Below are 15133 nucleotides of genomic sequence, written 5' to 3' on the forward strand. Positions count from 1 at the left end.
TGAAGGTGAAACATATTGAAATCTTATCAAACTTTAGCCCACTTGTATGCATTAGGACTAGGCTGCGGACTTTGGAATAGAGAGGAGGTTATTTCATGGTGCGATAGGTTGATTGAAGCAAATGATCACCCGCCATATGAAATTATGGAGATATCTTTAATGTCTAAAGCAAAGCTGATATATATAGAATCGGCTTTACTGTCATATAGCCGCATAGTTGATGAAAACCCCTCGGTAAACATCCTTCTTTCAGTCTTAAATGAAAAGTTAGTAGCTCAGAAATGGAATATTAAACAAGCTATTACTTGCTCTACTCGATTACTAGTAAATAGAGGCCTGTATTGGGAAGAAGAATATTTTGATTTATACAGCCTTAATGATAGCTATGACTTAGCACAGGAAGGTATCCATTTTAATGAAAAAGATGTGATTTCTGCTTATATCGATACATTAGGTGTTTTTCGCGTCCATTTTAACGAGTTTGAAGATCTCTATTTACAAGTCATGAAACAGAGGTGGCAAGGGTAGAAGGCAGGAAAAAGAATCATTGAATCGTAAGAGTTACTTCCTGTATTTATCACCAAATTTATCTAGCCAAGACAAATCTGTCTTCGTGTTGATGAATTTTTGTCTCTTAATAACTTAATGCTATCGTTTTTATTTTTTCCGACAGCAAGCTAAGTTAGCATGTTTAATGCATAATGAGACGCGTGTAAATGAGCATTACTATTTAAATTTTTACCAGAGAGTAATTTAGTTAATTAGTAGAAAAAGGAAGGGGCCTATTTAGCTCCTTCCTTTTTCTCATACATACATAACGCTTGTTGACAACTTATGAAATAATAGCATTCATCGCTATTAAAATATAACATTAAAAGCAATTAATTAGATATGTAATTTTGCATATATTGTACTATTTCATGAATAGGAACAAAACTATTTATCTCTTTCTGTATGGAGACAAATAGATTTAGGTTTACTTAAGTTAAGAAGATCTGATCATTGATTACTGGTTAAACCATATTTCTACGTATTTGAAAAAATTATTTTACTGGATTGCATGTTAAAGAGAGTGAGGACTTTATGAAATGTAGGTTGTTCCTTGATTTCTTACTCGTGATTTTACTAGGAGGATGCATTGGAAAAGAAGTTACGTTATATACAATTTCAAAAGGGGATATTAGTCAGTGTATCCAAAGATGCGCTCCGCTTCCTGTTTCCTATCCTACTAAATTACCATTCCAAGCAAATTCCTTCTCTTTCAAACAATTCATCCATTAAATAAAGATAATTTGGCCATACGTATCGGAGGGCATGAAACCTTTTTAATAAGATTTGGAATATATTTCAATATAATTCCGATACTATAACAGATCGAAAATTTCTCTATTGGAGGTATATAATGGCATATCCATTTCATAACTTAGTATTTGAAGGTGGCGGGGTAAAGGGAAGCGCTTATATAGGTGCCATCCGTGCACTAAATGAAGAAGGGATTTTACCAGAAATACAACGATTTGGGGGTACTTCAGCAGGAGCGATTACTGCATTACTTTTAGGTCTTTCTATTCCATTCGCAGATCTTGTAAAAATCCACAAAGACATGAATTTCAAAGCGTTTAAAGATGATGATTTTTCGATTGTACAAGATAACATTCGTTTATTTTTTGATGGTTTTGGTATCTATAAAGGGGATTTCTTCACTGAGTGGGTAGGAAAGATTGTTGAAAAGTGGACAGGGAGTAAGGACACAACTTTTCAGCAGTTGTATGACAAAACAGGAAAAGACGTGTTTTTCCAAGGAACGAACGTTTCTACACACGAGCTTCGTACGTTTTCTCGCGAAACGACACCTGATGTCCCGTTAGTAGTTGCTGTGCGGATTTCGATGTCCATCCCATTCTTTTTTAAATCTGTGGAATGGGATAAAGATTATTATGTAGACGGAGGTGTACTCGATAACTACCCAATTCGTTTATTTGATCGGAAAAGTTTTGTGAATAAGGAAGAACACTTCACGACCACAGATACGATTGACGAGGTTAATAAACTGATAAGCAATATGGAGGATCATTCTACACTAAGAAGCTTACACACGAAATACAATGCATCTTTCTTTGATCCTACAGATGAAATTGTCTACAACAAAGAAACACTAGGTTTCCGTTTAGAATCTCAGGCCGAGGTTGCCATGTTAAAACATATCGCAACTTCAACAGAACATCATATTGGCCATTCTCTTATTCATTTTGCATGGAATTTGTCTCAAACGATGATCAAAGGTCATGAGAGTGGAAAAACAACCAAAGAAGATGCTGCCCGCACTGTATTTATCAATACATTCTTTACGCCGTCATTTAATTTCGATATCACAGAAGAAGAAAAGAAAACACTCATGAATTCAGGCTATACTTCTACTAAAGACTATCTACATCAGTTTAATACGTCTGAAGTAAAAATGTTTAATCGACCATAACATAAAGCCGAGTGCAATGCACTTGGCTTTATTTAATCGTCCTGTAAATTTTTTTAGTAGCTAATAAAAATTCAAATAGACTATGCATAGAACAAGAGAGAGGAGATAACAGAAAGTAATAAATATAAGTTTTGATGACCTCTTATTTTGTAAAACTAGGGTGTAGAAAGGGTGAAACAGGTGGAGGAAAAACGAATTATGATTTATAAAATTTTTCGGCTAACACAGTACAAAAGAGAACCCTAAAACCGTGGATGGGAATGTATCAAAAAATGAATAGAGTAAAAAGGCGGATTTCTTGTGAAAGTAGGGATTTACTTTTTCTTTCTACTGATAATAAAGCGTTATGTAGACTGGAAATGTATAAGGTATTCATTGCTATTCCTTCAAAATGCTAATGTTACATCATATTAAAATAACCTCTAATTTAAGTATTGAAATTCTCTAAATCTCGATGTATTATATTCTTGTATTTTCTCACTTTGCAAATCCGAGAAAACATCATCACTTCTGAAAGAACCCGAACTCCAGCAGGTTCTTTGGATTTACTTGAACTTATTTTTGAATCATTGTATTATATTTTCGAGTCTTACTTATATAAATCATTATCAGGAGAATCTGCAAATTTGCAGGTTCTTTTTTTATTTTATTGAAAGTAAACTTTTAGCCAGTCGTTTATTTTCATATTATTGGTTTTTATACGTGTTTGGTAAAAAATCAATGAGTTGCAAAAACATCTCTATTTTTATTCCATAACTTTCTAAATTTTGTTCGCGATAGTTTGATATTGTAAAAAAAGAAAATATGTGGCACGATATCACTTTGTTTTTTATACAGCTTTGTAATTAAACTATAATATTGTATTTTTTCTTCATTATTGAAATTAGTAATAATAAAATGTATTATTGAAAAGCACAATTTATAATTCAAGTAATCAAGCATATGTACCCATAATAATTCGAACATTCAGAAATTATAATATTGTCTAAAAATGAGGTGAGATTCATAGAAACAGTACATATTAAGTGGTATGGCATGTATAGTATAAATGACTTTTATAATAGGGAAGAAGCTTCTAAGAAGGGGCTATTTGCAATCTCTAGAGTATATGCTAAGAATGTAACATTGCTCTATATAGGACAAACCAAAAGAAGCTTTATACAAAGGATAAGAGAACTTAATAAAGAGTGGACTTTTGAGGAGAGCGAATTAAAGATTACATTAGGAATAATAGAATTTCCTAGTGGTGAAATTTACTCTGAAAAGAAGGTGAAAGAGATAAAATCTCTTTTGATTTTACGACATACCCCATTAGAAAACGAAACATCTTTATTATACTATAGAGGGAAATTTAATTTAAAAATTATAAATAAGGGAAGAAGAGGCTTAATTGTTAAAAAGCTTTCTACAGGAGATCTAATGTGGACGTAATTGGAATCACCTTTGAATAAAATTGAAGGTTTCTTAAGTGCAGAAGCTTATCAATTTTTAATGTATTAAACTATTTTGAATAACATATGTCAGATGCTTGAAAAAACACAAATTTTATTATGATATGAAATCCTGTATGGAAAGTGTAGTTTATTTCTATTGTTTAATAAAAATATTAAGAATTTTAGGGATAATACATAAAGAGTAGAGGAGAAAGTAAACACGGAGGTTTGAAGAATGGGACAAGTAAGCAGATTTCAGGAAAAACAACAGAATCGTCGTCAAAAGGCAATTTTTAATATTGCATTTACTTTGGTATTAGTGACAGTTGGTATAGTGACATACCAATTGTTTACCCCTTCTAATACATCAACGAAAGCAATTGCTCAAGAAAAGAAAGTAACAAAGATAGAAGAGAAGAAAACTGAAGATAAAGAAACAGCAAAGATAGAAGAGAAGAAAACTGAAGATAAAGAAACAGCAAAGATAGAAGAGAAGAAAACTGAAGATAAAGAGACAGCAAAGATAGAAGAGAAGAAAACCGAAGATAAAGAAACAGCAAAGATAGAAGAGAAGAAAACTGAAGATAAAGAAATAGCAAAGATAGAAGAAAAGAAAAGCGAAGATAAAGAAGCAGCACAGTTAGAAGGGAAACAAAAAGTAGAAAAATTGGTAAAAACGAACGGAAATGAAAATAAAGAGGAAGAAAAAACGGTATCTCAAGAAAAGGATCTTCAAACTAATCCTTCATGGAAGCCAATTGGTACAGAGCAAGGAGCAAAACCTGAAATGAAATTTAAAGAAGGAACAGTAGATTGGAGTGAGATGAAAAAAGCAATCTCTTATGCTGTTGATGTTCCAGAGAGCCAATTGATTTTCGATTTTATTGGAAATAATGGTAATAATAAAGCCTACGGTAATGTACGAGATAAACAAAATAATAAAAAATATAAGGTTAATATTGATTGGGTAGAGAATCAGGGGTGGAAACCAGCATCTGTACAAGTGGTAAAATAAATAATTGAGATTAAAAAATCCAATATCCTTTAACTTTTAATTATTCCAGTAAAAGGCTAGAGATTAACTATTGAAATAGATAGTCTCCAGCCTTTTTTTATTAGTGGGGAGAAAAGGGTTTTATAAGGAGTGCTTAATATTCAATTATTTGTTAAATTATTATTCGAAATATATAATTAAATCTTATGGAAAAGTTGTGATATAAAGCACATAATATTTTTTTGAAATTCATTAATTTTAATATGAGGTGTAGAGAATGGGAAAATCTCGCGAACAAACAATTGAAAATATTTTAGAAGCGGCTAAGAAAAAATTTGGAGAGAGTGGATATGATGGTACAAGTATCCAAGAAATTGCAAAAGAAGCAAAGGTGAATGTTGCTATGGCTTCGTATTATTTTAACGGAAAAGAGAACCTTTACTTAGAGGTATTTAAAAAATATGGTTTTGCAAAAAAACTACCAAATTTTCTTGAAGAAACGCAGCATAATCCTAAAACTGCTCTAAGACAATATTTAACTTTCTTTATTGCACATATAAAACAACATCCTGAAATTGGAACGCTTGCATATGAGGCAATTATCAAAGAAAGTTCACAATTAGAAAAAATAAAACCATATATTATTGGGAATTTTGGACAATTAAAAGAAATCTTATTGGAAGGGAAAGAACAAGGAGTTTTTCATTTCTTTTCGACAAGCCATGCTATTTATTGGATTACCTCCATAGTCTTATTTCCGAAATTTAAAAAGTTTATTGATTCGATGAATCAAAGTGACTCCGACGATATGCAAACAGAGTGGATAACAGATGATCTTGTAAACAGAATTATTTCTTCATTAATACATAATCCTACATTATAAAATATCCCTTATTTAAAAATGAATCGACAACTGATTCAATTTCCCGATTCATGAAATTACTAAAAAGTATTTGGAGTTATACCCACTGGTATTTCACATCCTTAAATAATTGTAAGTGCCATTATTTAGAATGTATCGGTATAAAAGTACATAATTCTTTTTTTAGATGATAAAAAATTAAAAACTGCTAGTGCCATATGTATGTGTTGAATAGGATTAGTTACGTTATAATTTGTAAGTTTATAAATTACATAGATAGAATTTTTAAACATTTTACATTTCTAAATAAAGTTAAAAATCCACATCTACAGAGGTATTGGTGGGTGTGGATTTTTTAATTTTTTAGAGTAAGTGACTAAGATTTCTATGTCATAGGAGGGCTCTTAATACAGTATGCAAATCGTGAATTGTTTGTATACAAACATGAGGTAGTATCTCACTATATAGATATGCGATTAGGTATATTTTATTTGATGAATTATAACTATTATCTCCAAATATCTAACGAGACCTTACTAGAGATATTGGATTCGTATAACGAATATGTAAATAAAAAATAAAAAAATTAAATAATTCATATGAAAGGATGGGAAGAAGAAAGTAATTTAATAATGTTACTCCTTGAATTATATTATCTATAAATACAAGTAATGTAATATTAAATATTACATATTTAAATAATTACTGTATGTAAAATGTTATATTCTTTGATGGAATATATAATTGGAGGAAACATTATGAATAAGAATTTAAAATTTACTCAAATGATGATTGGGATTAGTACGGTGGCATTATCATTTGGAAGTATTCAAACACAGGTATCAGCAGAAGAAAAAGTACCCTATAATATCTTACAGATAAAACCAATTGGGACAGAAACTTCAAAAGATGAAATCGTACATGTTACAAAAACTGACGAAACATTGACTTTTGAAGAGCGTTTAAAAGTAGGCGATTTTTCACAACGTCCTACTCTGGTTATGAAACGTGATGAAATTCAATTAAAGCAAAGCTACTCTCTGGCAGAACTGAATAAAATGCCTGATAACGAACTCATTGACACACTCTCAAAAATTTCTTGGAATCAAATTACTGATTTATTTCAATTTAATCAAGATACGAAAGCATTTTATCAGAATAAAGAACGCATGAACGTTATCATTAATGAATTAGGACAACGAGGAAAATCGTTTACTAAAGAGGACTCAAAGGGCATTGAAACATTTGTTGAAGTACTACGTTCTGCTTTTTATGTGGGATATTATAATAATGAATTAAGTTACTTAAAAGAGAGAAGCTTCCATGACAAATGTTTACCAGCATTAAAAGCAATTGCAAGAAATCCCAACTTTGCATTAGGTACAGCCGAGCAAGATAGGGTAATAGCTGCGTATGGAAAATTAATTAGTAATGCTTCTAGTGATACTGAAACAGTGCAGTATGCGGTAAATATTTTAAAACACTATAATGATAACCTTTCTACGTATGTAAGTAATTATGCAAAAGGACAAGCTGTATATGAAATTGTAAAAGGAATTGATTATGATATACAGTCTTATTTACAGGATACGAATAAGAAACCTAATGAAACAATGTGGTATGGAAAGATTGATAACTTTATAAATGAGGTTAGTAGAATTGCTCTCGTGGGGAATATAACAAATGAAAATAGTTGGTTAATTAATAATGGCATTTATTATGCAGGACGTTTAGGGAAATTTCATAGTAATCCAAACAAAGGATTGGAAGTTATTACACAAGCGATGAACTTGTATCCTCGTTTAAGTGGAGCTTATTTTGTAGCAGTAGAACAAATGAAAACAAACTATGGTGGAAAAGATTATAGTGGAAATGCAGTAGATTTACAGAAAATACGTGAAGAAGGGAAACAACAATACTTACCTAAAACATATACATTTGATGACGGATCTATTGTCTTTAAGACGGGAGATAAAGTAACAGAAGAAAAAATTAAGAGATTATATTGGGCAGCCAAGGAAGTAAAAGCACAATATCACCGTGTAATTGGAAATGATAAAGCACTAGAACCAGGTAATGCTGATGATGTACTAACAATAGTAATTTATAATAATCCAGATGAATATCAATTAAATAGACAATTATATGGATATGAAACAAACAACGGTGGAATTTATATTGAAGAGAAGGGGACTTTCTTTACATATGAGCGTACGCCAAAGCAGAGTATTTATAGTTTAGAAGAGTTGTTCCGTCATGAATTCACTCACTATTTACAAGGAAGATATGAGGTTCCTGGTTTATTTGGAAGCGGAGAAATGTATCAAAATGAACGATTAACTTGGTTTCAAGAAGGGAATGCAGAATTTTTTGCAGGATCTACACGTACAAATAATGTTGTTCCGCGTAAAAGTATGATAAGTGGCTTATCATCTAATCCAGCAAGCCGTTATACAGCAAGCCGTTATACAGCAAAGCAGACTTTGTTCTCAAAATATGGATCATGGGACTTTTATAAGTATTCCTTTGCACTACAGTCATATTTGTATAATCATCAATTTGAAACATTTGATAAGCTTCAAGATTTAATCCGTACAAACGATGTGAAAAATTATGACTCATATCGTGAATCATTGAGCAACAATACACAATTGAATGCAGAATATCAAGCGTATATGCAGCAGTTGATTGATAATCAAGATAAATATAATGTACCGCAAGTAACAAATGATTATTTAATTCAACACGCACCAAAGCCGCTAGCTGAAGTGAAAAACGAAATTGTGGATGTAGCAAATATAAAAAGTGCCAAAATTACAAAATATGAGTCGCAATTCTTTAATACATTTACCGTGGAAGGCAAGTACATAGGTGGTACATCAAAAGGTGAGTCTGAAGATTGGAAAGCGATGAGTAAACAAGTAAACCAAACTTTAGAGCAGTTATCCCAAAAAGGTTGGAGTGGTTATAAAACAGTTACAGCCTATTTCGTAAACTATCGTGTGAATGCAGCTAACCAGTTTGAATATGATATTGTTTTTCATGGTGTTGCGACAGAGGAAAAAGAAAAAACGACTACTATAGTAAATATGAATGGACCATACAGCGGGATAGTAAATGAAGAGATTCAATTTCATAGCGATGGTACAAAAAGTGAAAATGGAAAAGTTATTTCTTATCTATGGAACTTTGGAGATGGTACTACAAGTACAGAAGCAAATCCTACCCATGTATATGGAGAAAAAGGAACATACACTGTGGAACTAACAGTAAAAGATAGTAGAGGAAAAGAAAGCAAAGAACAAACAAAAGTTACTGTAAAACAAGATCCGCAAACAGGTGAATCTTATGAAGAGGAGAAGGTACTCCCGTTTAATACGCTTGTAAAAGGAAATCTGATTACTCCTGATCAAACAGATGTTTATACGTTTAATGTTACAGATCCAAAAGAAGTAGAGATTTCTGTGGTAAATGAACAAAATATTGGGATGACATGGGTACTTTATCATGAATCAGACATGCAAAATTACGTAGCTTGTGGTGAAGATGAAGGAAATACTATAAAGGGAAAATTCGTAGCGAAACCAGGGAAATATTATCTGAATGTGTATAAATTTGATGATAAAAATGGTGAATATTCACTATTAGTAAAATAAATTCATTTCCGATATGTATACGAGAGTTGTATTTTAGGAGGAGTCTGTCACGATAGGCTCCCCCTATTTTTTTATTTATAAGGATGAAACTAAGCTTCCAACCTGTGTTCCGATTGGGAGGCATACAGGTGACACTCCAGGATTTAGTACTTTTGCTGAAGTACACTTGACGGAGAACGCATGCTTGTTATCAGGTTTGAGTAATACGAAAAGCGCTAACAGTCAGGATTCTTCTTCCATTTGGTGAAAAAGAAAAAATTTCCACGGAACAATAATTTCTCAAGTAGAATATTTTGTTATGTGGAAAATAAAGTAAAATGAATATTTACGTTATAGAAGTAGTGCTGTAAAATATTGTTTATATTAAGATTTTTTGTATATTTCAATAATTAATTCTATTGGCTTTCATTCCAATCAAAAAACTGTCATAAAAAAAGAGGGGGGAAGACATTATTTGCTAAAATTTGTTTGTAAAAGCTTTTAACCTGTTAAGAGCAATCCTAAGGTAGACTATTAATTTCTTTAATAATTTTTGCTTTCCTTTAGTACTTGGCATAATGCATTAAAAAGTTTAAATTTTGAAAGGAGAATTTGACATTTTATATATATAGTATTTTTTATTGTATTCCTAACCATTCAAAGAGAAGGGGATGTGATTAAGGTGAATAATACATATAATGAAAAGACGCATACATTGATTAAACAATTATTAAAAAAGTTTTCACCAAAAGCTCCTGGCTTTGCATATATTGCTAGTTTTGATAGCGGAGTAACGTATAAAGGTGCAGTTGGCTTAGCTTCTATAGAGGAAAATCTACCGATAACCACAAAGAGCGTTTTTAATATCGCCTCAGTTTCTAAACAATTTACAGCGTTTTCTATATTACTCTTAGAACAAGAGAGGAAATTGAGTTTAGATGATTCAATTGTAAAATTTGTCCCTTCTATAGGTGCATATGCTGAACCTGTAACATTGAGACATCTAATTCATCACACTGGTGGACTAGTTGATTATATGGAATTGGCTCAAGCAGAAAATATTAAATTTACTGATATATTAACTGTGGAAGAATCGCTAAAGCACCTTAAAAATCATCAAATTGCAGGGTTCCCTGTTGGCACAAAATTTGAGTATAGCAATACAGGATATTTTTTATTGTCACTAGTGGTAGAGAAGGTAAGCGGCAAGTCTTTACGTCAGTTTGCAAAAGAACGTATTTTTGATTCTTTAAATATGAAAGACACAACAATTGTAGATTGCTACCCAACTACTATATCAATTGCTAGGGCGTATTCAAAGAATGAACAAGGAGCATATATGGTCTATGAAAGCCCTTGGGAACATACAGGTGATGGGGCAGTTCATGCAACAGTCGAAGACCTGGTAAAGTGGGGAGAAAATTTAACTACAGGTACCGTTGGCGGAAAAGAACTTGTTAAAAGAATGAGCGAAATAGGTCCGGAAATTTCTCCAACTGGGGAAACAATTATTGACAATGAAGATTATGCTTTTGGGCTAAGGCTTGCAGAAGATTTTAACTGTCGATACTTGGAACATTCAGGTAGCTGGGCAGGTTATCGTTCATACTTCATGCGGTTTCCAAAAGAATATTTGACTGTTGTAGTACTAAGTAACTATGATGGATTTGACTCTAAAAAATATGCTAATAAAATAGCGGGAATTATTTTAGAAAAGTAAAAAACAGGGTGTAGAAGAGTATCTGGATTTGGTTAACCACAAGTTGTTTTAGGTGTAATTGATTTTGGGAACGGAAGGCAGGCATATATTTATGCCTGCTTTTTTGTATTAAAATGAACATAGATATTAATTTTTTTGTAAATATGGAACAATGTCATTACTTACAATGTCTATTAAGCGTTGAAACATTTTTTATTTAATAAATTAAGAAAGGAATAATGATTTTTAATTAAGGGAGAAGATTGAATTGAAAAAATTATGGATGCTGTTTTTCATTTGTTTCGCAGTTATGTTGGTAGGATGTAATAAAAACGAACCGCCAAAACAAGCATTTGAAGAATATATTAATTTATGGAATGATAAAAAGTTTGCAAATATGTATGATCATTTATCAGATCATGCCAAAAAATCGATTTCTAAAAAAGAACTCACAGAAAAATATCAAAAAATCTATGAGGGGATTGGAGCTAATAATTTAAAAGTTAAAATGAAAGGAGAGAATACGAAAGATAAAGAGGTTTTTCTTTTTGAAGTTAAGATGGATACGGATGTAGGACCAGTTTCATTCATCCATGAAACAAAACTTGTGAAAGATAAAGAGTCTTGGAAAATAGATTGGACACCAGACTTCATCTTCCCAGGTATGAAAAAAGATTACAAAGTACGTATGCAAATAGAGCAAGGAAAACGCGGGGAAATATATGATCGAAATGGAAAAGGGCTTGCAACGAATGGTAAAGCAACTGAGGTTGGAATTATTCCAGAGAAACTAGGCGAAACAGCAGTGCAAACGAAAGAAATAGTAGCACAATTACTTGATATGTCTACAGAAGAGGTTGAACAAAAGCTCACAGCGAAATGGATAAAACCAGACTCCTTTGTACCAATTGGTATTTTAAAAGAGGGAACCAGACAGAATGATTATATTGAATTAGAAGGAGTTTCATCTCGTCCAGTAAATATTCGTACGTATCCATTAGGTGAAGCAGCGGCACACTTAACTGGATATATAGGAAAGGTGAATGCGGAGGAGTTAAAATCACTTCAAAAACAAGGTTATCAAGCAGATGATTTAGTAGGTAAGACCGGTTTAGAGAAAGTGTTAGAAAATAAATTGCGTGGTGAAAAGGGTGGACGCGTATTTATAGAAGATGAGAATGGGAAAGAGATTAAAAACGTAGCAAAAAAAGAAGCAAAAGAAGGAGAAAATGTTACGTTAACAATTGATGCTGCAATTCAAGAAAAAATCTTTAATGAGATGAAAACTGAAGCAGGGTCTAGTGCAGCGATTAATCCTAAAACAGGTGAAACAATCGCACTTGTAAGTAGCCCTGCTTATAATCCAAATATAATAGTTAGAGGAGCATCGAAAGCCCAACGAGAAGCATGGAGTAACGACTCGAAACTACCAATGACGAATCGCTTTACACAAGCAATTGTACCAGGTTCCGTATTTAAAACGATCACAGGTGCAATTGGTTTGGAAACAAACACAATAAATCCGAAGGAAGAATTTAAAATTCAAGGATTGAAGTGGACAAAAGATTCATCTTGGGGAAATTACTATGTAACGCGTGTGAAGGATGCAAGTCCAATTGATTTTGATAAGGCAATGAAGTACTCTGATAATATTTATTTTGCTCAACAAGCTTTGAAAATAGGAAAAGATCAGTATGTAAATGAACTGAAGAAATACGGTTTTCATGAAAAATTACCAATCGAATACGAATTTCCTATTTCAATCATTGCAAGAGATGGGATAAGAAACGATATCCAACTAGCAGACACAGGCTATGGACAAGGACAAGTATTAATGACACCACTTCATTTAGCATTAACATATGCACCGATTGTGAATGAAGGGAATATTCCGTCGCCACATCTTTTAAAAGAAGCAAAAGTAGCGGGGAATTGGAAAGAAAATGTGGTTTCTAAAAAGAATCAAGACATATTAAAGAGTGCATTAATCAAAGTCATTAATGACCCTGATGGCGCAGGGAGAATTGCAAAGGTTGATGGTGTTACGCTTGCTGGTAAAACTGGTACAGCAGAACTGAAAGAGTCGAAAGAAGCAGAAGGAAAAGAACTGGGATGGTTCGCAGCTTTCGATGCAAATGCGCCAGACATGATTGTTACCATGATGATTGAAGATGTAAAAGGAAGAGGAGGAAGTAACGTTCCAGGTGAAAAAGTAAAACATGTATTTCAGAATTAATACTTAATTATAAGGTGAATTTTTTGACTACATTTATTACATGTTTGCTTAACTCAAAGGTATAAATTGGGGGGAATATAGAGCAATTAAATTTCAAAAAAGCATTCTTTCTAATCGAGAATGCTTTTTTGCTGCGACTCTAGAAAGTTAATACCTTATCTTAATTTTCATTTCTGAAAAGTTGGCATTGCTAATGGTAAATAGAAAGAGTATAGCAAGTTGAAATGGACAAGTGGAGTGTTACGTTAAATTCAAAAAACAGATTTTCATGAGTAGAATTTTATCATTGTATGCTTTACTTGTTTTTTAGTAGTATTATTCTGCGTGAAAAAAGATAAACAATGGAACAAATGAAACTTGTATCTTGTCTATATATTGAAACCATAATAAAAGTGAGGGTAGTTTTACGTTTATTCAAATAAGTTTGAGGTGTGGAAATGGAACAGACGTTTATTGAAAAGTATAATCATGATGAGCTGGACGATGTTATAAAAGACTATTGGCAAGATGTATGGAATTATTCATTTATTATTACGAAAGATCCACACTTATCAGATGATATTACGCAAGATGTATTTATAAAGGTATTTAAAAATTGGAATTCATTTCGAAAGGAGTCATCTATTAAAACGTGGATATTAAAAATCACAAGAAATACGGCAATAAACTATTTGAAATCATCTTATTTTAAAAGAATATCTTTAATAGGTTTTTTTAGTGACGATAAGCAATCCCAGTCGGCAGAACAAGAATTTTTTAAGCAAGAAGAAATGAATGATGTGTGGAAAGTTGTATTAAAGCTACCTAAAAAGCACCGTGAAATAATCATATTGGATGCAAAATATGAATTATCTTATGAAGAAATGGCTGAAACGTTAGGAGTATCCATTGGAACTGTAAAATCGAGATTAAGTAGAGCGAGAAGTAAGGTTTCAAAATTAATAGGGGAGGGTAGTAGTGATGAACAATAAACAAAATCCTGACTGGTATAGAAAAATAAAAAAAGGCCCAATGGAGAATCGTAAAGATGAAGAAGAATTTATTTCTAAAATAAAGCAGTCTATATACGAAAATAATGAAGTGGATTTTGTAAAACATAAAAGACCATTTCGTAAAAAAGCATTACCTATTGTAGTTGTTTTAGTTTGTACAATGTTATTTTTCATTGTTCAACAACCTTGGCTTGATGATAATAAATCACCAGTACAAAGTAGTACACAAATTAAGCCTAAAACAAAAGATGAGTCTGCTCAAGATCCATCATTAAAACAATTTATGAATGAACTATATCAAAGTACGAACTCAAAAAATGAAAATGACCTGTACAAAGCGTTAAATGATGAAGTTCTATTTAAAGGGAAGAGTTATAAGAAGGATGAACTGAAGTTTGATGAAGATATTTTTCATGAGTTGCAAGTCGCCCTTACAATGGGGGGAGAGTTTGCAAATGATACAAAGCAAATATATAAAGTACCAAGTGGATTGACGGAAAGTAACCAACGAAAGCAAGCACATTTTATATATGCAACTGTTACTGGAAATAAAACAAAAATTTTAGCAGAACCAAAGCGAGAATCACAAGTTTTATATGAAGTATCTAATGAAATGGTAAAAGCTTGGATTCCAGAAAAAGTGCAGAATGATGGATATATAAAAATATCGACAATTAACGGTAATACTGGATATGTACAGAAAGAGTACGTTTTAACTGATATTAAATATTCATTTATGTTCGAAAAGAATAATGAAGGTATATGGAAAATAATAAATATAGATTCTATATGGTAAAAGAGGAAGG

General features: G+C 32.0%; 10 protein-coding genes. All 10 read left to right on the forward strand.

Going from position 1 to position 15133, the window contains the following annotated elements; genetic code table 11:
• The first annotated feature begins 15 nt into the window (after positions 1–15).
• Positions 16–528 (forward strand): hypothetical protein, encoded by a 513-nt coding sequence (locus tag NST90_RS12185; RefSeq protein WP_025709604.1) that lies wholly within the window; start codon positions 16–18, stop codon positions 526–528.
• Positions 529–1402: 874 nt separating this feature from the next.
• Positions 1403–2476, forward strand: a complete 1074-nt coding sequence (locus NST90_RS12190; RefSeq protein WP_046392701.1) for a patatin-like phospholipase family protein — start codon at positions 1403–1405, stop codon at positions 2474–2476.
• Between the two features lie 996 nt (positions 2477–3472).
• Positions 3473–3907 carry a hypothetical protein gene (locus NST90_RS12195; protein ID WP_025709602.1) on the forward strand — a complete coding sequence of 145 codons (435 nt, stop codon included), beginning with the start codon at positions 3473–3475 and terminating at the stop codon, positions 3905–3907.
• A gap of 237 nt (positions 3908–4144) precedes the next feature.
• Complete coding sequence (locus NST90_RS12200) at positions 4145–4924, forward strand: YrrS family protein (RefSeq protein ID WP_000532037.1); 780 nt, start codon at positions 4145–4147, stop codon at positions 4922–4924.
• Between the two features lie 256 nt (positions 4925–5180).
• Positions 5181–5786 carry a TetR/AcrR family transcriptional regulator gene (locus NST90_RS12205; protein WP_000520479.1) on the forward strand — a complete coding sequence of 202 codons (606 nt, stop codon included), beginning with the start codon at positions 5181–5183 and terminating at the stop codon, positions 5784–5786.
• A 737-nt stretch (positions 5787–6523) separates the two neighbouring features.
• Positions 6524–9421, forward strand: coding sequence for a collagenase ColA (colA, locus tag NST90_RS12210; protein WP_283748169.1), 2898 nt, complete (start codon positions 6524–6526; stop codon positions 9419–9421).
• Positions 9422–10082: 661 nt separating this feature from the next.
• Positions 10083–11120, forward strand: a complete 1038-nt coding sequence (locus NST90_RS12215; protein WP_025709599.1) for a serine hydrolase domain-containing protein — start codon at positions 10083–10085, stop codon at positions 11118–11120.
• A 247-nt stretch (positions 11121–11367) separates the two neighbouring features.
• Positions 11368–13335: a penicillin-binding transpeptidase domain-containing protein gene (locus NST90_RS12220; RefSeq protein WP_025709598.1), complete on the forward strand. Its 1968-nt coding sequence runs from the start codon at positions 11368–11370 to the stop codon at positions 13333–13335.
• A 437-nt stretch (positions 13336–13772) separates the two neighbouring features.
• Positions 13773–14306: a sigma-70 family RNA polymerase sigma factor gene (locus NST90_RS12225; RefSeq protein WP_000438340.1), complete on the forward strand. Its 534-nt coding sequence runs from the start codon at positions 13773–13775 to the stop codon at positions 14304–14306.
• Positions 14296–15123 carry an SH3 domain-containing protein gene (locus tag NST90_RS12230; RefSeq protein WP_025709597.1) on the forward strand — a complete coding sequence of 276 codons (828 nt, stop codon included), beginning with the start codon at positions 14296–14298 and terminating at the stop codon, positions 15121–15123. Before NST90_RS12225 ends, NST90_RS12230 begins: the two co-directional genes overlap by 11 nt.
• The last annotated feature ends 10 nt before the right edge of the window (positions 15124–15133 follow it).

Source organism: Bacillus sp. FSL E2-8900 (assembly GCF_037966225.1).
GTDB classification, from domain to species: Bacteria; Bacillota; Bacilli; order Bacillales; family Bacillaceae_G; genus Bacillus_A; species Bacillus_A cereus.